Raw genomic sequence first — 20112 nt, 5'->3', positions numbered from 1 at the left:
CGGCCCGAAGATTGCCCTCTGTCATTAATTTGCAAGATTCCAGGCCGCGCAAATGGCTACACTGCGCAGGTGGCGCGGGCCGGATGCCGGCGCGGAAGATTGATATCAGTGTGGTAGCAGGAGAGTGGCGTGCTTAAAAGAATGGGGATAAAAGGCCGCGTACTGTTGCTGACCTTATTACCGACCAGCCTGATGGCCTTGTTGTTGGGAGGGTACTTCACCTGGATGCAGCTCTCGGAGTTGCAGGCCCAACTGCTGCAACGCGGCGAAATGATCGCCGAGCAGCTGGCGCCCCTGGTGGCTCCGGCCATGGGCAGCAGGAATACCGACCTGCTGGAGCGTATCGCCACCCAATCCCTGGAACAGACGGACGTACGCACCGTGGCGTTCCTCGCGCCGGACCGCACGCCCCTGGCCCACGCCGGCCCGACCATGCTCAACCAGCCGCCGGTGGGTAACAGTTCCCACCTGCTGCAGCGCACCGGCAACGACGCCACGCGCTACCTGCTGCCGGTGTTTGGTCGCCATCGCAACCTGGCGGGCGATTTGATCCCCGATGAAGCCGATCGCCTGCTCGGCTGGGTCGAGGTGGAGTTGTCCCACAACGGTATGTTGCTGCGCGGCTATCGCAGCCTGTTCGCCAGCCTGCTGCTGATTGCCATCGGCCTGATCTGCACCGCAGCCCTGGCCTTGCGCATCAGCCGTACGATCAACGCGCCGATTGGCCTGATCAAGCAAGCGGTGGCCCAACTCAAGGACGGCAACCTGGAAACCCGCCTGCCACCCTTGGGCAGCCAGGAGCTGGATCAACTCGCATCGGGCATCAACCGCATGGCCGAAACCCTGCAAAACGCCCGGGAAGAATTGCAGCACAGCATCGACCAGGCCACCGAAGACGTGCGCCAGAACCTGGAAACCATCGAGATCCAGAACATCGAGCTGGACCTGGCGCGCAAGGAGGCCCTGGAGGCCAGCCGCATCAAGTCCGAGTTCCTGGCGAACATGAGCCATGAAATCCGTACGCCGCTCAACGGCATACTCGGCTTTACCCACCTGCTGCAAAAAAGCGAGCTGACCCCGCGCCAGCTGGACTACCTGGGCACCATCGAAAAATCCGCCGACAACCTGCTGGGCATCATCAACGAGATCCTCGATTTCTCGAAGATCGAGGCCGGCAAGCTGGTGCTCGACAGCATCCCGTTCAACCTGCGGGATCTGCTGCAAGACACCCTCACCATCCTCGCCCCCGCCGCCCATGCCAAGCAGCTGGAACTGGTCAGCCTGGTGTACCGCGACACGCCGCTGGCGCTGGTGGGCGACCCGCTGCGGCTCAAGCAGATCCTGACCAACCTGATCAGCAATGCGATCAAGTTCACCCGCGAAGGCACCATCGTGGCCCGGGCGATGATCGAGGACGAGCAGGAAGACAGCGTGCAACTGCGCATCAGCGTGCAGGACACCGGCATCGGCCTGTCCAGCCAGGACGTGCGGGCGTTGTTCCAGGCGTTCAGCCAGGCCGACAATTCACTGTCGCGCCAGCCCGGCGGCACGGGGCTTGGCCTGGTGATATCCAAGCGCCTGATCGAACAAATGGGCGGTGAAATCGGCGTCGACAGCACGCCGGGCGAAGGCTCTGAATTCTGGATCAGCCTGAACCTGCCCAAGACCCGCGACGACGTCGAAGACCTGCCCTGCGCGCCGTTGTTGGGCCATCGTGTAGCGGTGCTGGAAAACCACGACCTGGCTCGCCAGGCCCTGCAGCACCAATTGGAAGACTGTGGCCTGGAAGTAACGCCGTTCAATACCCTGGAAAGCCTGACCAACGGCATCACCAGCGCTCACCAGACCGAGCAGGCTATCGACCTCGCGGTACTCGGCGTGACCGCCAACGATATTCCGCCCGAGCGCCTCAACCAGCACCTGTGGGACCTCGAACACCTGGGTTGCAAAGTGCTGGTGCTGTGCCCCACCACCGAACAGATGCTGTTCAACGAGTCGGTACCCAACCCCAACAGCCAGTTGCAGGCCAAGCCGGCGTGTACCCGCAAGCTGCGCCGTGCCTTGTCCGACCTGATCAGCCCGCGGCCCTCCCGCAGTGAACCGGGCGAGCCGTTGTCCAGCCGTGCGCCGCGTGTGCTGTGTGTCGACGACAACCCGGCAAACCTGCTGTTGGTGCAAACCCTGCTGGAAGACATGGGCGCGCAGGTCCGGGCAGTGGAAAGCGGCTACGCGGCGGTCGACGCGGTGAAACAGGACACCTTCGACCTGGTGCTGATGGACGTGCAGATGCCGGGCATGGACGGACGCCAGAGCACCGAGGCGATCCGCCAGTGGGAAAGCGAGCGCCATGGCACGCCCTTGCCGGTGGTCGCCCTCACCGCCCACGCCATGGCCAACGAAAAGCGCGCCCTGCTGCAAAGTGGTATGGACGACTACCTGACCAAACCCATCAGCGAACGGCAACTGGCCCAGGTGGTGCTGAAATGGACCGGCCTGGCCCTGCGCAACCAGGTGCCGGAGCGCGCCGTCGAAGGCCTGGGCCCCGGGGTGCAATTGCCGGTGCTGGACCACGAGGAAGGCCTGCGCCTGGCCGCCGGCAAGATGGACCTGGCGGCCGACATGCTGGCCATGCTGCTGGCCTCCCTGGAAGCCGATCGCCAGGCCATTCACGTCGCCCGCGAGGCCAAGGACAACCTGGCCCTGATCGAACGCGTCCACCGTCTGCACGGCGCCACCCGCTACTGTGGCGTGCCGCAACTGCGCGCCGCCTGCCAGCGCGCCGAAACCCTGCTCAAGCAGGACGACGCCAAGGCCATGACCGCGCTGGACGAGCTGGACATGGCCATTGCACGGCTGGCCAGTGAAGCGCGGGTCAGCGCCTGAACTCATCAAAAAGGACGCCTTTGATGCGCGTGATTCTTTTCAGCAGCCAGACCTACGACCGCGACAGTTTCCTCGGCGAACCCTTGCCGCGCGGCCTGGAACTGCAATTCCAACCCGCCCGGCTCAACCTCGACACCGTCGCCCTGGCCGAACACCACGAGGTAGTCTGCGCCTTTATCAACGATGACCTCAGCGCCCCGGTGCTGGAACACCTGGCCAAGGGCGGCACGCGGTTGATCGCGTTGCGTTCGGCCGGCTACAACCATGTGGACCTGCCTGCCGCCAAACGTCTGGGCCTGACCATCGTGCGCGTCCCGGCCTATTCGCCCCATGCGATCGCCGAACACGCGGTGGCCCTGATCCTCGCCCTCAACCGCCGCCTGCATCGCGCCTACAACCGCACCCGCGACGGCGATTTCAGCCTGCATGGCCTCACCGGCTTCGACCTGGTGGGCAAGACCGTCGGCGTGGTCGGCACCGGCCAGATCGGCGCCACGTTCGCCAGGATCATGGCGGGCTTCGGTTGCCGGCTGCTCGCCTACGACCCGTTCCCCAACCCCCAGGTCCAGGCCCTCGGCGCTGACTATGTGAGCCTGCCGGAGCTCTTGGCCCAGGCCCAGATCATCAGCCTGCACTGCCCGCTGACCGCCGACAGCAAGCACCTGATCAATGCACGCTCCCTGGCGCGGATGCAACCCGGCGCCATGTTGATCAACACCGGTCGCGGTGGCCTGGTCGACACGCCGGCGCTGATCGAAGCACTCAAGGACGGCCAACTCGGCTACCTGGGGCTGGATGTGTACGAGGAGGAAGCCCAGCTGTTTTTCGAGGACCGCTCCGATCTGCCCTTGCAGGACGATGTGCTCGCGCGCCTGCTGACCTTCCCCAACGTGATCGTCACCGCACACCAGGCGTTCCTTACCCGCGAAGCCCTGGCGGCGATTGCCGGCACCACGTTGGCCAATATTGCGGCATGGGCCGATGGCCGGACGCAGAACCTCGTCGAAGGATGATCAGCGGTCACATACCAGGCTCATGATCAGCAGGCACCCGTGATAGGATGCCGCGCCTATTTGGAGGATCCATGGCCGAACACGATTTCCGCTTCAGCTTGCTGAGCCCGCAACACACCCTGATCGAATGCCGTGCCCTGGTGCCGGGCCGTTACCAGGTCACCGGCAACGGTGGCTCGATCAAGCATGACGACGTGCTGATCGTCACCCTGCGCGGCAGTAAAACCTTGTCCATGCGCCTTACCGTCGAAGGTGACGCGCGCTACTCCATCCGCCCTGCCGGCCAGTGGGTCGCCATGGCCCGCGGGCCGAAGTTCGGCGAGCTGGAGATTCACACCTGGAAGGTCAACTGCGACAGCTGCGACACCGTGCTGGAGTTTGAATTCGCGGTGGAAACCAAGCTGACCAAGGAGCCGCTGCAACCGGCCGCCAATGCACGCATTGCCGAGTTGGGTTGGGCCAGCGAAGGCGACAAACATCGTTGCCCGAAATGCCAGAAGGCCGGGCAATGAAAGGCCTGCTTCTGCTCGCCGCCGTCGGTGCGGCCCTGAGTGGCTGCGCCGGTGACGCGGCCAAGCTCAAGCAGGATCACAGCTACGTGGTGGAGTGGATTGGTGAGCGGCCGTTGATGGATTACGCACACCTGACCGTCACCCTCGGCGCCGATGGGCGTGCCTACGGCAACGGCGGTTGCAACCACTGGTTCGCGCCGTACACCCTTGAGGGCGACAAACTCAGCTTCGGCAAGCTCGGCAGCACCCGCAAGCTCTGCGCCGAGGCCCTGATGGAGCAGGAACAGCGCTTCTTCCAGGCCCTGCAAGGCGTACAGCGCTGGGACATCTCGCCGATCGAGCAGACCCGCTTCTGGCCGACCGAAGGCAAGCCGATTCGCCTATGGCTCGAAGAGGGCTGATTCCACCGACCTACAGGTTGGTGAGATTTAAATAATGAGATGGGTTGGCAGGTGGGAAGTTGCTCGGCTGTAGATCTCGTGGGCACCGCTGGGCCCCTGTGGGAGATGTCGAGCTTTAGCGAGGCTTCGATGGCGGCGGCATGGTTGGCAGGTGTGTCGGCTGACACACCGCTATCGGGGCAAGTCGAATCGTCGCACCGCCCCTCCCACATTTGATCGGGGGCAATACTCTAGCCGCGCAAGGCCTTGAGCTTGGCCAACACCCCTTCCGCCGTCTGCTCACCCATCAACTGCTCGCGCACCTTGCCCTTGTCATCAATGATATAGGTCACCGGCAACGCTTCGCTGCGCGGAATCTCGAAGATCCCGTCCGGGTTCTGTGCCAGCACGGTGAACTTGATCCCCAGTTTGTCGCTGGCCTCTTTCAGCTCTGCACCCTGCACATTGTCGAAGTTAACCCCGAACACCCCCACGCCCTGCCCCTTCAACTGTTCCGCCAGGGCGTTGAGTTCGGGGATTTCCGTACGGCATGGGCCACACCATTCCGCCCAGTAGTTGACCACCAGCCACTGTTTGTCCAGGCGCTCGGCCGCGACCTTCTGGCCGTACTGGTCAACGCCGTAGTCATTGCCGCAGCCGCTGAGCAGCAGGGTTGTAATGATCGCCAATGCACCGATCAGTCGCCTTGTCATGGGGTATTCCTTCGCAAAAATGAACGTTGGCTGCGACCTATCGCCTCTGACGGTTTAAGGACAGGACGCCGCGCAGGTAGAATACCCGCCACCTTACGCAAGATGCGACCCGCACATGACCGATCTGACGCTTTATCACAACCCGCGCTGCTCGAAATCCCGCGGTGCGCTCGAACTGCTGGAAGCCCGAGGCCTCGCCCCCACCGTGGTGCGTTACCTGGAAAACCCGCTGAATGCCGCGCAATTGAAGGCACTGCTGGCCAAGCTGGGCATCAGCGCCCGCCAACTGCTGCGCACCGGCGAAGACGAATACAAGGCCCTCAACCTGGCCGACGCCAGCCTCAGCGAAGCGCAGTTGATCGCCGCGATCGCCGAACACCCCAAGCTGATGGAACGCCCGATCCTGGAAACCGCCAATAAAGCCATCATTGGCCGTCCGCCAGAGAACGTGCTGGAGATCCTGCCGTGACTGCGCCGTATGTGCTGGTGTTGTATTACAGCCGCAATGGCTCGGTGAGCGAAATGGCTCGGCAGATTGCCCGTGGCATCGAGCAAGGCGGGATGGAAGCGCGGCTGCGCACCGTACCGGCGATCTCCACCGAATGCGAAGCCGTGGCGCCGAGCATCCCGGACGAAGGCGCGCTGTACGCCAGCCTCGATGACTTGAAAAACTGCTCGGGCCTGGCCCTGGGCAGCCCGACGCGCTTCGGCAACATGGCCGCGCCGCTCAAGTACTTCCTCGACGGCACCAGCAACCTGTGGCTCACCGGTGCGTTGGTCGGCAAGCCGGCCGGGGTGTTCACCTCCACCGCCAGCCTGCATGGCGGCCAGGAAACCACGCTGATGTCGATGCTGCTGCCGCTGCTGCACCACGGCATGCTGATCACTGGCCTGCCCTACAGCGAACAGGCGCTGCTCGACACCCAGGGCGGCGGCACGCCGTATGGCGCCAGCCACCATGCCGGGCCGGATGGCAAGCGCCTGCTCGACCCGCATGAAATCACCCTGTGCCGGGCCCTGGGCCTGCGCCTGGCCAAGACCGCCACGCTGCTGGAGAACGGCCGTGGCCAGGAAGCCTAAGGTTCTACCGCCGCAAGCGTGGCTGGAGCCACGGGTCAAGGCGGCACGCGCGTTAAGCCTGCTGGCGTTTTTCGCCCTGGTGGGTTTGTTGTGCGGGTACTACCTGTTCGTCGCCGACCTGCACGGCGCACGCCCGTGGGTGATCCTGCTGATCGAACTGGTGCCGCTGCTGGTGCTGGCGCCGGGGATGATCATCGGCAGCGCGCGCGGGTATTCGTGGATGTGCTTTGCGGTGAACCTGTATTTCATCAAGGGCGCGCTGGCGGCGTATGACCCGAACCGGCAATGGTTCGGGGTGCTGGAGATGCTGGCCAGCCTGGCGGTGTTTTGCACGGCGCTGCTGTATGTGCGCTGGCGGCACCAGTTGAACCGCCGGTTGGCCACACCCTAAAACCCGGTCAGTGATTCACCGTATAGGCCAGCATCATCGACAGCTGGCACATCGGCCGCCCACTCTCGGCATGCCACTGGTTGAACGCAGCCTGCACCGTGGCCAGGTCGCGCAGGCTGGTGGGTGCCTTGTCGACAATCTTCTGCGCATTCAATGCCGCGACCACGTCATCGCTCGGCACAAAGGTATCCTTGCCCACCATCCGCAAAAAGCGCGGGGCCGACAGCCCGCCCAGCTGATGACCGTGCTTGCTCAGGTATTTCCATAACCCGACGATATCGGTCACCGGCCAGTCGGCGATAAATGCGCCGAAGCTGCCTTTTTCCTGCTCGATGTCCAGGATCATCTGCGCATTGCGCGGCACACTCTTGAGCTTGCCCAGGTGACGGATGATGCGCGTGTCCTGCATCAGCCGCTCCAGGTGCTCGGCCCCCATCAACACGACTTTTTCCGGGTCGAAGCCGAAGAACACCTGCTCGAAGGCCGGCCACTTGGCATCCACCACGCTGTGTTTCAAGCCGGCGCGAAACACGCGCAACGCCAAGGTCGACAGGTAGCGATCATCACTGATCTTGCGTAACTGCGCCGGAGTCTTGGGCACCGGCAGGTGGGCGTCCAGCTCGGCCGCTGAACCGAAGCGGTTCAGACAATATTCGTGCAGCCACTTGTAATCGCGCATGCCCTCTCCTGCTGTTGAATGCTGGCAATTGAATTGAAAACGGCGCCCGCAAGCGCCGTGTGTCAGAGCGTTGAATGGGCTCAGAGGTTCACAACATTGACGAAGCGCGGCGCGGCGCTCTCATCGATTTTAAGGCTGGTGAAGTCGAACAGGTTGCGGTCGGCCAATTGCGACGGCTGCACGTTCTGCAGGCTGCGGAAGATACTTTCGGTACGCCCGGGGGTCTTGCGCTCCCAATCCACCAGCATGTCCTTGACCACCTGGCGCTGCAGGTTTTCCTGGGAGCCGCACAGGTTGCACGGGATGATCGGGAATTGCTTGAAGTCGGAATAGGCCTGGATGTCCTTCTCGTTGCAATACGCCAGCGGGCGGATCACCACGTTGCGGCCGTCATCGGCACGCAGCTTGGGCGGCATGGCCTTGAGCGAGCCGTTGAAGAACATATTGAGGAAGAAGGTCTCGACGATATCGTCGCGGTGATGACCCAGGGCCATCTTGGTCGCCCCGATCTCATCGGCAAAGGTGTAGAGCGTGCCACGGCGCAGGCGCGAGCATAGCGAGCAGGTGGTCTTGCCTTCAGGGATCAGTTCCTTGACCACCGAATAGGTGTCTTTTTCGACGATGTGGTACTCGACGCCCAGCGCCTTGAGGTAGGCCGGCAGCACGTGCTCGGGGAAGCCCGGTTGTTTCTGGTCCATATTGACCGCAACGATGTCGAACTTGATCGGCGCGACCTTTTGCAGGTGCAGCAGCACGTCGAGCATGGTGTAGCTGTCTTTGCCGCCGGAGAGGCAGACCATGACCTTGTCGCCGTCCTCGATCATGTTGAAATCGGCGACTGCCTCACCGGCCAGGCGGCGCAGGCGTTTTTGCAGTTTGTTCTGGTTGACCGTAAGAGTGCCCATGGCGCTTGGATCCGCTGGAGGTGTGTGACGAAAAGCCGGGTATTTTACGCAAAAAAAACAGCTAAAGGGCTAACAGTAAAAGACCCCGCCGCGATTAGGCCCCCTGTTTACAGCGCAATTTGCTCTAAAGGCCCTACGGTTATTCCGGTCATCCCTTCCTATACTGCGACTTGAGGTCGCACACATATATCCAGACCTTTGTGGCCATCTGGCCCGTGGGCGCTCCGATGGGGGGCGATGGTAATAACGACAGGAGTGACTGGCATGATCCATCACGTCGTGGGGCTGTTTACCCATCCCGACCAGGAATGGCGGGAAATTCGTGGCGATAAAGAAGAAAGCATCGGCCACATGTACCTCACTCACACCCTGATTCTCGCGGCGATCCCCGCCGTATCGGCTTTTATCGGCACCACCCAGGTCGGCTGGGTCATCGGCAACCGCTCCCCGGTCATGCTGACCCAGGAAAGTGCGCTGTGGATGACTCTCATGTCCTACGCGGCCATGCTCGGCGGCGTGGCAGTGATGGGCGCGTTCATCCACTGGATGGCCCGCACCTACGACGCCAACCCCAGCATGGCGCGGTGCGTGGCGTTTGCCACCTATACCGCGACACCTCTGTTTATCGGCGGGCTGGCGGCGCTCTACCCGCATATGTGGCTGGGCATGGTGGTGGGCACTGCGGCGATCTGCTACACGGTGTACCTGCTGTATGTCGGCGTACCGACCTTCATGAGCATCGATCCGGATGAAGGCTTCCTGTTTTCCAGTTCGATACTGGCCGTAGGGCTGGTGGTGCTGGTGGCGATCATGGCGTTTACCGTGATCGTCTGGGGCCTGGGCGTGGGGCCGATCTACACGAACTGACCCGTTCAATGGCAAAGGCAAGGCCACCGCAAGGTGGCTTTGTGCGTGATGGATGACCATTCGGCGCCTGACAGATTCGGAAACACCCCGCTTTGCGGCATACTGGACGCCTCTGGAGATATGTACAGCATGCCCGAGCAACTCAATACCCGCGTCGAAGATTGTTTCCTGCAAGCCGAATCCTTTTTCAAACGAAGCTTCAAACGCCCCCAGGTCAGCCTCAAGCTGCGGGGCCAGAAGGCCGGTGTCGCGCATTTGCACGAGAACCTGCTGCGCTTCAACCCACAGTTGTACCGAGAAAACAGCCAACACTTCCTGAAACAGACCGTGGCCCATGAGGTGGCGCACCTGATTGCCCACCAATTGTTCGGCGAACGCATCCAGCCCCATGGCGAGGAATGGCAACTGATCATGCGTGGGGTCTATGAACTGCCGCCGGACCGCTGCCACACCTATGCCGTGAAGCGTCGCCAGGTAACCCGCTATATTTATCGTTGCCCGTGTGCGGACAGTGACTTTCCGTTTTCGTCGCAACGCCATGGCATGGTGGCTCAGGGGCGGCGGTACCTGTGTCGGCGCTGTCGGCAGACATTGGTGTTTACCGGCGAAACCAGAGTGGAATAAAGGCCTCATCGGGAGCAAGCCCCCTCCCACATTTTGATCGTATTCACAGGCCTAATGTGGGAGGGGGCTTGCTCCCGATAGCGTCCGCCCAGCCACTACATAATCACCTTGGAGCTGCGCAGCTCGCTGATGCGCTGGGGGCTCAAGCCCAGCTCCGCCAACACTTCATCACTGTGCGCACCCACGGCGACGCCAATGTGCCGGGGCGCTGGCAACCCTTCCGAAAACTTCAACGGGCAGGCTATCTGCGCCTGGCTAGAGCCATCACCCCTGGGCACCTGGCTGACCAGCGCCCGCGCCTTCAACTGCGGATGGGCCACGGCTTCGCTGAGCGTCAGCACCGGCTCCACGCAGGCATCCACCCCGGTAAACAGCTCGCACAATTGCTCGAAACTGCGCTTCTCGAACTCCACCTGCAAGGCCTGCTTAAGCGCCGGCTGCTGCTCAGGCTTCAAGCCCTGCGCGGCCAACTCCGGGCGGCCCAACGCTTCACACAACTGCTGCATGAAAGCCGGTTCCAGGCTGCCGACCGACATCCAGCGCCCATCTCGGGAGCGGTAGTAATCGTAGAAACTCCCGCCATTGAGCACATGGCCCTCCCGCTCAGGCTCCACACCACACGCCAGGTAACCCGCGCCGGCCATGGCGTTCAGGCTGAACGAGCAATCGGTCATGCTGACATCCAGGTATTGGCCGACCCCGCTCTGCTGCCGGGCGATAACGGCCGCCAGCAGCCCCACCACCGCATGCAGCGAACCGCCGCCCACGTCCGCCAACTGCACGCCCAAGGGCAGTGGCCCGCTGTCCCGGCGCCCGGTGTAACTGGCGACCCCGGCCAGCGCCAGGTAGTTGATGTCATGCCCGGCGCGGTCCTTATAGGGCCCGGTCTGGCCATACCCGGTGATCGACACATAAATCAGCCGCGGGTTGATCGCCTTCAGCGCCTCGTACCCCAGACCCAGGCGTTCCATCACGCCGGGGCGGAATTGTTCGAGGACAATGTCGTAGTCCTTGACCAGTTCGCGCACGATCTCCAGCGCCTGGGCCTGCTTCAAATCCAGCGCCAGACTGCGTTTGTTGCGGTTGAGATAGGCATGGCTGGCGGAAGTCCCCTGGTCATGGGGCGGCAGCACCCGCAGCAGGTCGATGCGCGTGGGGGACTCGATACGCAGTACCTCCGCGCCCATGTCCGCCAGCATCAAGGAAGCAAACGGGCCGGGCAGTAAGGTGGAAAAATCCAGCACTTTGAGGGACGCCAAGGGACCTGACATGGAGACTCCATTTGGGTTTCGGATTCCCACAGACTAGGCAGCCTGGCGCCTACCGGCAATCGTCAGAACGATCATCGAGGGTGACCGTTTTGATCATGGCGGGCTTTTTCGTGGCGGCGGCTTTATCATTGGCCCACGTTTGCTTGCAGAGTGTTCCATGAAGTTTGCGATTGCAGTGTTTTCCGCCGCCCATGCGCCCTCCTCGCGCCGCGCCCTGCTGTTTGCACAGGCGGCGTTGGCCGGCGGGCATGAGATTGTGCGGCTGTTTTTCTATCAGGACGGCGTCTACGGCGCCTCCAATAACATCGTTGCACCCCAGGATGAGCAGGACATCGCCCGCCAATGGCGCGAGTTGGTCAATGTGCATCAACTCGACGGCGTGGTGTGCATCGCTGCCGCCTTGCGTCGTGGCGTGCTTAATGCCGAGGAAGCCACGCGCTATCAACGCAGCGCGGCCAACCTGGATGCGCCCTGGGCATTGTCGGGCCTGGGGCAATTGCACGACGCCACCCAGGCCGCCGACCGCCTGATCTGTTTTGGAGGGCCGTGACATGTCCAAATCCTTGTTAGTGATCAGCCGCCAGGCGCCCTGGTCCGGGCCGAGCGCGCGCGAAGCGCTGGATATCGTGCTGGCCGGGGGCGCGTTTGATCTGCCGATCGGCGTGCTGTTCATGGATGACGGCGTGTTCCAACTGGCGCCGCATCAGGACGCCAAGGCCGTGCAGCAAAAGGACCTCAGCGCTAACTTGCAGGCGTTGGGCCTGTTCGGCATCGATGACGTGTTCGCCTGCAGCCATAGCCTGGGTGAGCGCGGGCTGACGCAGCCGGCCAATGCCCAGTCGCTGGACAGCGAAGCGATCGCCAAGCTGATTGACCGTTACGACCAGGTGATGACCCTCTGATGTCGACTCTACATGTGGTTTCCCACTCCCCGTTTACCGACAGCCGCCTCGACAGTTGCCTGCGTATCTGTGGCGCCGAAGACGCGATCCTGCTCTGCGGCGATGGCGCCTATGGGCTGCATAACGCGGCCCTGCACACCAAGGGCATAAAGGTTTTTGTGCTGGCCGAAGACATGCAGGCGCGCAATCTGCCGCTGCCGGATTGGGCCGACAGCGTGGACTACCCGGGTTTCGTGCAGCTGTCGCTCGACTACAGCAAGGTCAACACCTGGCTATGAACACCCTGACCATAGGCGCGCGCACCCTGGACCTGGACAAGGACGGTTACCTCGTCGACCTGAATGAATGGTCCGATGAGGTGGCCAATGCCCTGGCCGCCGTCGAAGGCCTGGAATTGACCGCCGATCATTGGCAGATCCTCGAACTGCTGCGCCAGTTCTACGCCGAATTCCAGCTGTCCCCTGCCACGCGGCCGCTGATCAAGTACACCGCCTTGAAGCTCGGCCCGCAAAAGGGCAACAGCCTGCACCTCAACACACTGTTCAACGGCACTCCCGCCAAACTCGCCGCCAAGCTGGCGGGCCTGCCCCGGCCGACGAATTGCTTATGACCGACTTTGCCCCACTGACCCTTGAAACCCCTGCCGAGCATCCGTTTGCGCAGTTCGTGCGCATCCTGGGCAAAGGCAAGCGCGGCGCGCGCAACCTCACCCGCGAAGAGGCCCGCGAAGCCATGGGCATGCTGCTCGACGAAAAAGTCGAAGACACCCAGCTCGGCGCCTTCCTGATGCTGCTACGCCACAAGGAAGAAAGCCCGGAAGAACTCGCCGGCTTTACCGAAGCCGTGCGTGAACGCTTGAACGCCCCCGCACTGAATGTGGATGTCGACTGGCCGACCTACGCCGGCAAGAAGCGCCACCTGCCGTGGTTCCTGCTGGCGGCCAAGTGCCTGGCGCAACATGGCGTGCGCATCCTCATGCACGGCGGCGGCGCACACACGGCGGGCCGGCTGTACACCGAACAATTGCTGCAAACCCTGCACATCCCGCTGTGCCGTAATTGGCAGCAGGTCGGGACCGCGTTTGAACAAGGCAACCTGGCGTTTATCCCGCTGGGCGATTGGGCGCCGCAACTGCAACGCATGATCGACCTGCGCAACACCCTCGGCCTGCGCTCGCCGATCCACTCCCTGGCGCGCCTGCTCAACCCGCTGAATGCGCGCTGCGGCCTGCAAAGCATTTTCCACCCCGGTTACCAGGGCGTGCACCGCGATGCCAGCGGCCTGCTTGGCGATCATGTGATCGTGGTCAAGGGCGACGGCGGCGAAGTCGAGATCAACCCCGACACGATCAGCCACCTCTATGGCACCACCGGTGGCGAAAGCTGGGATGAAGAATGGCCTGCCCTCTCCGACCAGCGCCACGTCAAGCCGGCAACCCTGGAGCCTGATCACTTGAAGGCCGTGTGGCGCGGCGACGTAGAAGACAGCTACCCGCAACTGGCGCTGATCGCCACCATGGCCCTGGCCTTGCGCGGCCTCGGCCACCCACGGGAACAGGCGTTCGAATTAGCCCGGCAATACTGGGATGCACGGGACAAATCGATTTAATCGATCATTCACGCCCGGTCTTTGCGCTTTTAGTTCGAACTCATCCCTTTAGACTGGGCTCCAACGCTTATTAGCCAAGGAGCCAGTCATGGGTTTGCTGATCGAAGGACACTGGAAAGACCAGTGGTACGAAAGTAGCGCAGATGGCGCTTTCCAGCGCGAACAGGCCCAGCGCCGCCACTGGGTGACCGCCGATGGCCAGCCGGGGCCCAGCGGCGAAGGCGGCTTCAAGGCCGAGGCCGGTCGTTATCACCTTTATGTGTCCCTGGCCTGCCCCTGGGCCCACCGCACCCTGATCCTGCGCAAGCTCAAGGGCCTGGAAAGCGTGATCGACGTGTCCGTGGTCAGCTGGCTGATGCTGGAAAACGGCTGGACCTTCGACAAGGCCCACGGCTCCACCGGCGATAAGCTCGATGGTTTCGAATTCATGCACCAGCGCTATACCGCCGACACCGCCGACTACACCGGCCGCGTCACCGTGCCGGTGCTGTGGGACAAGCAGCTCAACCGCATCGTCAGCAATGAATCGGCGGAGATCATCCGCATGTTCAACAGCGCGTTCAACGGCCTGACCGGCAACACCCTGGACTTCTACCCTGAGCCGCTGCGCGCGACCATCGATGGGCTCAACGAGCGGATCTACCCGGCCGTGAACAATGGCGTGTACCGCGCAGGCTTTGCCACCTCACAAAAAGCGTATGAAAGCGCGTTTGATGATGTGTTTGCCGAACTGGATCACCTGGAGCAGCACCTGGGCGACCATCGCTACCTGGCCGGCGAGTACCTGACCGAGGCGGATGTGCGCTTGTTCACCACGCTGATTCGTTTTGATGCGGTGTATTACAGCCACTTCAAATGCAATCTGCGGCGGATTGCCGATTATTCGAACCTGTCGAATTGGCTGAGGGAGATGTATCAGTGGCCGGGCGTGGCCGAGACGGTGGATTTCACACACATCAAGGGGCATTACTATGGGAGCCACCGCACCATCAACCCGACGGCGATCGTGCCGAAGGGGCCGTTGCAGGCGTTTGATGCCGGGCATGATCGAGCGCGGCTAACCAGCAAAGGCATTTGGAGCTGATACAAAACCCGTAGGAGCGAGCTTGCTCGCGAAGAACTCAAAAACACCGCGTGCATTCAGGATGGGCGCGTTATCGTTGACGATTTTCGCGAGCAAGCTCGCTCCTACAGTCGATGTGTGCGCAGGTGCTCAGACTTGTGACTGGGCGCCTTCAAACCACTTCAGCTTCTCGCGCAGCACCACCACCTCACCGACGATCACCAGCGTCGGCGCATGCACTTCATGCTCCGCCACCATGCGCGGCAAGTCCGCCAGGGTGCCGGTAAACACGCGCTGGTTGGACGTGGTGCCCTGCTGGATCAACGCCGCCGGGGTATCCGCGGCACGCCCATGCTTGATCAGTTGCTCACAGATGATCGGCAAGCCAATCAAGCCCATGTAGAACACCAGGGTCTGCGACGGCCCTACCAGGTCACTCCAAGGCAGGTCCGACGTCCCGTTCTTCAAGTGCCCGGTGATAAAGCGTACCGACTGTGCGTAGTCGCGATGGGTCAGCGGAATCCCGGCGTACGCCGCGCAACCACTGGCTGCGGTGATCCCCGGCACCACCTGGAACGGGATGCCATGAGCCGCCAGTTCCTCGATTTCTTCACCGCCACGACCAAAGATGAACGGATCGCCCCCCTTGAGGCGCAGCACGCGCTTGCCTTGCTTGGCCAGGTCCACCAGTTGCTGGTTGATCTGGTCTTGCGGCACGGCGTGGTCGGCGCGGCGCTTGCCGACGTAGATGCGCTCGGCATCACGACGGCATAGCTCCAGAATCGCCGGCGCCACCAAACGGTCGTACAGCACCACGTCGGCTTGCTGCATCAGGCGCAGGGCACGGAAGGTCAGCAGGTCCGGGTCGCCCGGGCCGGCACCGACCAGGTACACCTCGCCCGGCGCATAAGGCGGTGCGCCGTTGACCTTTTCGATCAACAGACGCTCAGCCTCATCGCCCTGCCCGGCCAACTGACGGTCGGCAATCGGCCCTTGGAACACTTCTTCCCAGAACGCCCGACGCTGCTGCACATCCGGGTACAAACCTTTGACCTGGGCACGAAAGCGCGCCGCCAGCCCGGCCAACTGGCCGTAGGTGGACGGAATCCAGGTTTCCAGCTTGGCGCGGATCAAGCGCGCCAGCACCGGCGCATCGCCGCCGCTGGACACCGCGATCACCAAGGGCGAACGGTCGACAATCGCCGGGAAAATCACGCTGCACAAGGCCGGCGCGTCCACCACATTGACCGGAACGCAACGACGCTTGGCGTCACTGGACACTTGCGCGTTCAGTGGCTCGTCGTCGGTCGCCGCGATGATCAGGGTGCAGCCTTCCAGGTCGGCCTCCTGATAACCGCGCAGAATCATTTCCCCGCCACTGCCATGCACCAACTCACGCAACTGGTCTTCGATCTGGGGAGCAACCACCCGCAGCACTGCGCCGGCGTCAGCCAGCAGGCGGGATTTGCGCAAGGCAATCTCCCCCCCACCGACGACCAGCACACGACTGCCGCGCAGGTTATGAAACAGCGGCAGGAATTCCATTTAGCGGATGACCTCGACGCCCGCCATGTAAGGCTTGAGCACTTCAGGTACGCGGATCGAACCGTCAGCCTGCTGGTAGTTTTCCAGCACCGCCACCAGGGTACGACCTACAGCCAGGCCCGAACCGTTGAGGGTGTGCACCAGCTCCGGCTTGCCGGTTTCCGGGTTACGGAAACGCGCCTGCATGCGCCGGGCCTGGAAATCACCGCAGTTGGAGCACGAGGAAATCTCGCGGTATTTGTCCTGGCTGGGTACCCACACTTCGAGGTCGTAGGTCTTCACGGCGCTGAAACCCATGTCGCCGGTGCACAGCGCCAGGACGCGGTACGGCAGCTCCAGCAGCTGCAGGACGCGTTCGGCGTTGGCGGTCAGGCCTTCCAGGGCGTCCATGGAGGTCGACGGCTCAACCACTTGCACCATCTCGACCTTGTCGAACTGGTGCTGGCGGATCATGCCGCGGGTGTCACGACCCGACGCCCCGGCTTCACTGCGGAAGCACGGGCTGTGGGCGACGAACTTGAGCGGCAGTTGCTTGGCATCGAGGATCTCGCCCGCAACGATATTGGTCAGCGACACTTCGGCGGTCGGGATCAGGTACAGATCGGCTTCGCCATCGCGGCTGATCTTGAACAGGTCCTCCTCGAACTTCGGCAGCTGGCTGGTGCCCATCAGCGCCGGCGCCTGTACCAGGTACGGGGTGTAGGCCTCTTCGTAACCGTGCTCGCCGGTGTGCAGGTTGATCATGAACTGCGCCAGGGCACGGTGCATGCGTGCGATCGGGCCGCGCAGCAAGGCAAAGCGTGCACCGGACATCTTGGCGGCGGTTTCGAAATCCAGGCCGCCAGTCAATTCGCCCAGGGCGACGTGGTCCTTGATCTCGAAATCAAACGCTTTTGGCGTGCCCCAGCGACGCACTTCGACGTTGCCGTCTTCGTCTTCGCCAATCGGCACGGACTCGTGCGGCAGGTTGGGAATACCCAACAGGATCGAATCCAGCTCGGACTGAATGCCTTCCAGCTCGACCTTGCCGTCGGACAGCTCGGTGCCCATGCGCTCGACGTCCGCCATCAACGGCGCGATGTCTTCGCCACGTTGCTTGGCCTGACCGATGGATTTGGAACGCGCATTCCGCTCAGCCTGCAGTGCTTCGGTGCGGGTCTGGACGGTCTTGCGCTGTTCTTCCAGCGCTTCGATGCGCGCAACATCCAAGGCAAAGCCACGGGATGCCAGGCGGTCCGCTACGTCCTGAAGGTTGCTACGTAACAGTTTGGAATCGAGCATGTCGGTCTCTCGTTTATCAAAGTTTGGTCAAGGACAGGCCGGCCCAGGTGGCGAGCAGCCCGCCGAACACGCTGATGCCGAGGTACCCGAAGGCGACCAGGGCCTGCCCGCTTTCCAGCAGGCGCAGCGTATCCAGTGAAAAGGATGAAAAGGTCGTCAGACCGCCTACAAAGCCGACAATCAAGCCGGCGCGAATTTCAATCGGTACTTCCGGGCGCAACAGGAACCAGCCGTACAACAACCCGATGATCAGGCAACCCACCAGGTTGACCGCCAGGGTCGCCGCATAAAAATGCTTCGGCCAATGGGCGCTCACCCAAGTACCGGTGGCGAAACGCAATAATGTACCAGCGATGCCGGCTGCGGACACGGCAAGAATCGTCTTGAACACTACTTTCTCCGCTGTTTTGGGCTGAGGCGGTCGAGTTGGGCGAGGTGATTGAGCTTTTCACCGATCTTCAGCTCCAGGCCACGGGGCACCGGCTGGTAGAACGGCTGCGGCTCAAGCTCGTCGGGGAAATAGTCTTCGCCGGCGGCATAGGCGTCCGGCTCATCATGGGCATAGCGGTATTCATCACCGTAGCCCAGTTGTTTCATCAACTTGGTCGGCGCATTGCGCAGGTGCAGCGGCACTTCGAGGGAGCCGTGTTCGGCGGCCGCACGCAGGGCGGACTTGAAGCCCATGTACACCGCGTTGCTTTTCGGCGCGCAGGCCAGGTACGTGATGGCCTGGGCCACCGCCAGCTCACCTTCCGGGCTGCCGAGGCGCTCCTGCACTTCCCAGGCCGCCAGGCACAGGCTCAGGGCGCGCGGGTCGGCGTTGCCGATGTCTTCACTGGCCATGCGCACCACGCGGCGCGCCAGGTACAGCGGGTCGCAGCCGCCGTCGATCATGCGCGCAAACCAATACAGCGCGCCGTCCGGGTTGGAGCCGCGCACGGATTTGTGCAGCGCCGAAATCTGGTCGTAGAAGGCTTCGCCGCCCTTGTCGAAACGCCGACGCGTATCGCCGAGCAGGCTTTGCAGCAGGTCGACGCCAATCTCGCTGCCGTCTTCGGCCAGGTCGGAGGCGTTCTCCAGCAGGTTGAGAAAGCGCCGGCCATCACCATCGGCGGCGCTTAGCAGAATCTTGAAGCCTTCATCGCTGAGGCTCAGTTGGCGCTTGCCCAAGCCCTTGTCTTCGCTCAGGGCGCGGTGCAACAGCTTTTGCATCGCGGCTTCATCGAGGCTCTTGAGCACATAGACCCGCGCCCGCGAGAGCAACGCATTGTTCAATTCAAACGAAGGGTTTTCGGTGGTGGCACCGATAAAAATCAGCGTGCCATCCTCGACGTAGGGCAAAAACGCATCCTGCTGCGACTTGTTGAAGCGATGCACTTCGTCGACAAACAGGATGGTGCGCTTGCCGTACTGTCCGGCCTGCTGCTTGGCCACCTCGACGGCCTGGCGGATCTCCTTGACCCCGGCCAGCACGGCCGAGACCGTTTCGAAGTGTGCATCCGAGACTTTTGCCAGCAGCCGCGCCAGGGTGGTCTTACCCACGCCCGGCGGCCCCCAGAAAATCATCGAGTGCAGCGCACCCTGCTCCAGGGCTTCGCGCAAAGGCTTGCCGCGAGCGAGCAGGTGTTCCTGACCGACGTACTCATCCAGGTTGGTCGAGCGCAGGCGCGCGGCCAAAGGCTGGGCAATCGGGTCACTTCGAAACAGATCCATGGGCAGCGTTTGAAACCTCTGGGCAGTTTATTCCTGGATCACGTCGGCACCCTTGGGGATGTCGAACTTGAACTTGGACGCCGGTACCGGCTGGTTGGCCTTGACCCCGGAGAACAGGATATCGGTGCGCTGGCCGACGCTGTCGACCAGGCGCATGTTATTGATCACGCCGTTGCCGAACGACAGGGACAGCGTGTCAAACAACGTGTCCTTGGATTTCGGCTTGAGGGTGAACTCGATCACGTTGCTGGTTTGCTTGGAGGTGATGTCGAAGCTGTCGTTGATTTTCGACACATCGCCCGACAGCAGCAGCGCCGGCGTCTGGTTCAGGCGCGGGTCGAGCTTCTTGATGGTCGCCTGCTCCAGGTCCGGGTCCCACAGGGTGACTTTCTGGCCGTCCGAGACGATGGTCTGCTCGGCCTTGCCTTCGGTGTGCCAGTAGAACAACCCTGGGCGCTGCACGGCCATCTCGCCGGCGGTTTCCTGCAACTGGGTGCCACCGGCATCCAGGGTGAGCTGGGAGAAGCGCGCAGTCAGGGTCTGGGATTTGTCCAACAGGTTTTTCAGGCTGGCGACGGAGGCCGGGTCAGCGTGGGCCGAAACAGCGGTCAGGGCCAGTGCCGGCAACAACAGCATGCGGATAAGACGCATGGGAGTCCTCATTGAGTCGTAAGGGCGCGCC

Annotated in this window: 24 protein-coding genes; 15 read left to right on the top strand and 9 right to left on the bottom strand. The window is 62.5% G+C overall.

All coding sequences use genetic code 11. The annotated features are described in order from the left end of the window. Positions 1–129: 129 nt before the first annotated feature. From PspCFBP13509_RS13895 to PspCFBP13509_RS13880, 4 genes are all read left to right on the top strand, one after another. Entirely contained in the window at positions 130–2883 is a 2754-nt protein-coding gene (locus PspCFBP13509_RS13895; RefSeq protein ID WP_065948339.1) for a response regulator, read from the top strand. Between the two features lie 23 nt (positions 2884–2906). Further along, positions 2907–3896, top strand: a complete 990-nt coding sequence (locus PspCFBP13509_RS13890; protein WP_137212180.1) for a 2-hydroxyacid dehydrogenase — start codon at positions 2907–2909, stop codon at positions 3894–3896. A 71-nt stretch (positions 3897–3967) separates the two neighbouring features. Then, positions 3968–4408, top strand: a complete 441-nt coding sequence (locus PspCFBP13509_RS13885) for a hypothetical protein (RefSeq protein WP_027607327.1) — start codon at positions 3968–3970, stop codon at positions 4406–4408. Continuing rightward, positions 4405–4809 (top strand): META domain-containing protein, encoded by a 405-nt coding sequence (locus tag PspCFBP13509_RS13880; RefSeq protein WP_065927086.1) that lies wholly within the window; start codon positions 4405–4407, stop codon positions 4807–4809. The genes PspCFBP13509_RS13885 and PspCFBP13509_RS13880 overlap by 4 nt, the downstream gene beginning before the upstream one ends. Before the next feature lie 230 nt (positions 4810–5039). Here the strand turns inward: PspCFBP13509_RS13880 and PspCFBP13509_RS13875 are convergent, their stop codons facing one another. Then, positions 5040–5501, bottom strand: a complete 462-nt coding sequence (locus tag PspCFBP13509_RS13875; RefSeq protein WP_032889653.1) for a TlpA disulfide reductase family protein — start codon at positions 5499–5501, stop codon at positions 5040–5042. A gap of 115 nt (positions 5502–5616) precedes the next feature. Here PspCFBP13509_RS13875 and arsC point away from each other — a divergent pair, with 115 nt between their 5' ends. From arsC to PspCFBP13509_RS13860, 3 genes are read left to right on the top strand one after another with little or no spacing between them, the layout of a single operon-like run. Then, entirely contained in the window at positions 5617–5970 is a 354-nt protein-coding gene (gene arsC / locus PspCFBP13509_RS13870; RefSeq protein WP_065927085.1) for an arsenate reductase (glutaredoxin), read from the top strand. Then, the gene (wrbA, locus tag PspCFBP13509_RS13865) at positions 5967–6581 is read left to right on the top strand and encodes an NAD(P)H:quinone oxidoreductase (RefSeq protein ID WP_027606360.1); all 615 of its coding nucleotides are present in this window, start codon (positions 5967–5969) and stop codon (positions 6579–6581) included. The genes arsC and wrbA overlap by 4 nt, the downstream gene beginning before the upstream one ends. Continuing rightward, complete coding sequence (locus PspCFBP13509_RS13860) at positions 6565–6972, top strand: DUF2069 domain-containing protein (RefSeq protein ID WP_065927084.1); 408 nt, start codon at positions 6565–6567, stop codon at positions 6970–6972. Before wrbA ends, PspCFBP13509_RS13860 begins: the two co-directional genes overlap by 17 nt. A gap of 7 nt (positions 6973–6979) precedes the next feature. Here the strand turns inward: PspCFBP13509_RS13860 and PspCFBP13509_RS13855 are convergent, their stop codons facing one another. Further along, the gene (locus PspCFBP13509_RS13855) at positions 6980–7651 is read right to left on the bottom strand and encodes a DNA-3-methyladenine glycosylase I (protein ID WP_027606358.1); all 672 of its coding nucleotides are present in this window, start codon (positions 7649–7651) and stop codon (positions 6980–6982) included. Between the two features lie 80 nt (positions 7652–7731). After that, on the bottom strand, positions 7732–8556 hold the full coding sequence (ttcA, locus tag PspCFBP13509_RS13850) for a tRNA 2-thiocytidine(32) synthetase TtcA (protein WP_065948342.1): 825 nt from the start codon (positions 8554–8556) through the stop codon (positions 7732–7734). A gap of 264 nt (positions 8557–8820) precedes the next feature. On the opposite strand from ttcA, the gene PspCFBP13509_RS13845 reads away from it, so the two are divergent. Together PspCFBP13509_RS13845 and PspCFBP13509_RS13840 are read left to right on the top strand one after the other, a co-directional pair. Next, positions 8821–9423, top strand: coding sequence for a Yip1 family protein (locus PspCFBP13509_RS13845; RefSeq protein WP_027606356.1), 603 nt, complete (start codon positions 8821–8823; stop codon positions 9421–9423). Positions 9424–9552: 129 nt separating this feature from the next. After that, on the top strand, positions 9553–10047 hold the full coding sequence (locus PspCFBP13509_RS13840) for a SprT family zinc-dependent metalloprotease (RefSeq protein WP_027606355.1): 495 nt from the start codon (positions 9553–9555) through the stop codon (positions 10045–10047). A gap of 95 nt (positions 10048–10142) precedes the next feature. Here the strand turns inward: PspCFBP13509_RS13840 and PspCFBP13509_RS13835 are convergent, their stop codons facing one another. Continuing rightward, positions 10143–11318, bottom strand: coding sequence for a CaiB/BaiF CoA transferase family protein (locus PspCFBP13509_RS13835; protein WP_065948343.1), 1176 nt, complete (start codon positions 11316–11318; stop codon positions 10143–10145). Between the two features lie 157 nt (positions 11319–11475). Between PspCFBP13509_RS13835 and tusD the strand changes: the two genes are divergently transcribed. The 6 genes from tusD (at position 11476) to PspCFBP13509_RS13805 (ending at position 14912) form a co-directional block, all read left to right on the top strand. Further along, a complete protein-coding gene (gene tusD, locus PspCFBP13509_RS13830) occupies positions 11476–11868 on the top strand; it encodes a sulfurtransferase complex subunit TusD (RefSeq protein WP_065948344.1) in 393 nt (130 codons plus the stop codon). Position 11869: 1 nt separating this feature from the next. Beyond that, complete coding sequence (tusC, locus tag PspCFBP13509_RS13825) at positions 11870–12220, top strand: sulfurtransferase complex subunit TusC (protein WP_065948345.1); 351 nt, start codon at positions 11870–11872, stop codon at positions 12218–12220. Further along, positions 12220–12498, top strand: coding sequence for a sulfurtransferase complex subunit TusB (gene tusB / locus PspCFBP13509_RS13820; RefSeq protein ID WP_053128523.1), 279 nt, complete (start codon positions 12220–12222; stop codon positions 12496–12498). The genes tusC and tusB overlap by 1 nt, the downstream gene beginning before the upstream one ends. Continuing rightward, positions 12495–12830: a TusE/DsrC/DsvC family sulfur relay protein gene (locus PspCFBP13509_RS13815; RefSeq protein ID WP_137212179.1), complete on the top strand. Its 336-nt coding sequence runs from the start codon at positions 12495–12497 to the stop codon at positions 12828–12830. Before tusB ends, PspCFBP13509_RS13815 begins: the two co-directional genes overlap by 4 nt. Continuing rightward, positions 12827–13828, top strand: coding sequence for a glycosyl transferase family protein (locus PspCFBP13509_RS13810; RefSeq protein ID WP_065927078.1), 1002 nt, complete (start codon positions 12827–12829; stop codon positions 13826–13828). Before PspCFBP13509_RS13815 ends, PspCFBP13509_RS13810 begins: the two co-directional genes overlap by 4 nt. A gap of 88 nt (positions 13829–13916) precedes the next feature. Continuing rightward, entirely contained in the window at positions 13917–14912 is a 996-nt protein-coding gene (locus PspCFBP13509_RS13805) for a glutathione S-transferase family protein (protein ID WP_065927077.1), read from the top strand. Positions 14913–15041: 129 nt separating this feature from the next. Here the strand turns inward: PspCFBP13509_RS13805 and cysG are convergent, their stop codons facing one another. From cysG to lolA, 5 genes are read right to left on the bottom strand one after another with little or no spacing between them, the layout of a single operon-like run. Beyond that, positions 15042–16436 carry a siroheme synthase CysG gene (cysG, locus tag PspCFBP13509_RS13800; protein WP_065948347.1) on the bottom strand — a complete coding sequence of 465 codons (1395 nt, stop codon included), beginning with the start codon at positions 16434–16436 and terminating at the stop codon, positions 15042–15044. Then, positions 16437–17717: a serine--tRNA ligase gene (gene serS, locus PspCFBP13509_RS13795; protein ID WP_065948348.1), complete on the bottom strand. Its 1281-nt coding sequence runs from the start codon at positions 17715–17717 to the stop codon at positions 16437–16439. It lies immediately after the preceding gene. A 16-nt stretch (positions 17718–17733) separates the two neighbouring features. Beyond that, positions 17734–18108, bottom strand: a complete 375-nt coding sequence (gene crcB / locus PspCFBP13509_RS13790; protein WP_065948349.1) for a fluoride efflux transporter CrcB — start codon at positions 18106–18108, stop codon at positions 17734–17736. Next, the gene (locus PspCFBP13509_RS13785; RefSeq protein WP_027606344.1) at positions 18108–19430 is read right to left on the bottom strand and encodes a replication-associated recombination protein A; all 1323 of its coding nucleotides are present in this window, start codon (positions 19428–19430) and stop codon (positions 18108–18110) included. The genes crcB and PspCFBP13509_RS13785 overlap by 1 nt, the downstream gene beginning before the upstream one ends. A 27-nt stretch (positions 19431–19457) precedes the next feature. Further along, a complete protein-coding gene (gene lolA, locus PspCFBP13509_RS13780; protein ID WP_016975527.1) occupies positions 19458–20081 on the bottom strand; it encodes an outer membrane lipoprotein chaperone LolA in 624 nt (207 codons plus the stop codon). Positions 20082–20112: the final 31 nt, after the last annotated feature.

The sequence above is a fragment of the Pseudomonas sp. CFBP13509 genome (genome assembly GCF_005233485.1).
GTDB lineage: Bacteria > Pseudomonadota > Gammaproteobacteria > Pseudomonadales > Pseudomonadaceae > Aquipseudomonas > Aquipseudomonas marginalis.
The sequence above is the reverse complement of the archived record's forward strand: the minus strand, read 5'-3'. Positions and strand labels throughout refer to the sequence as shown.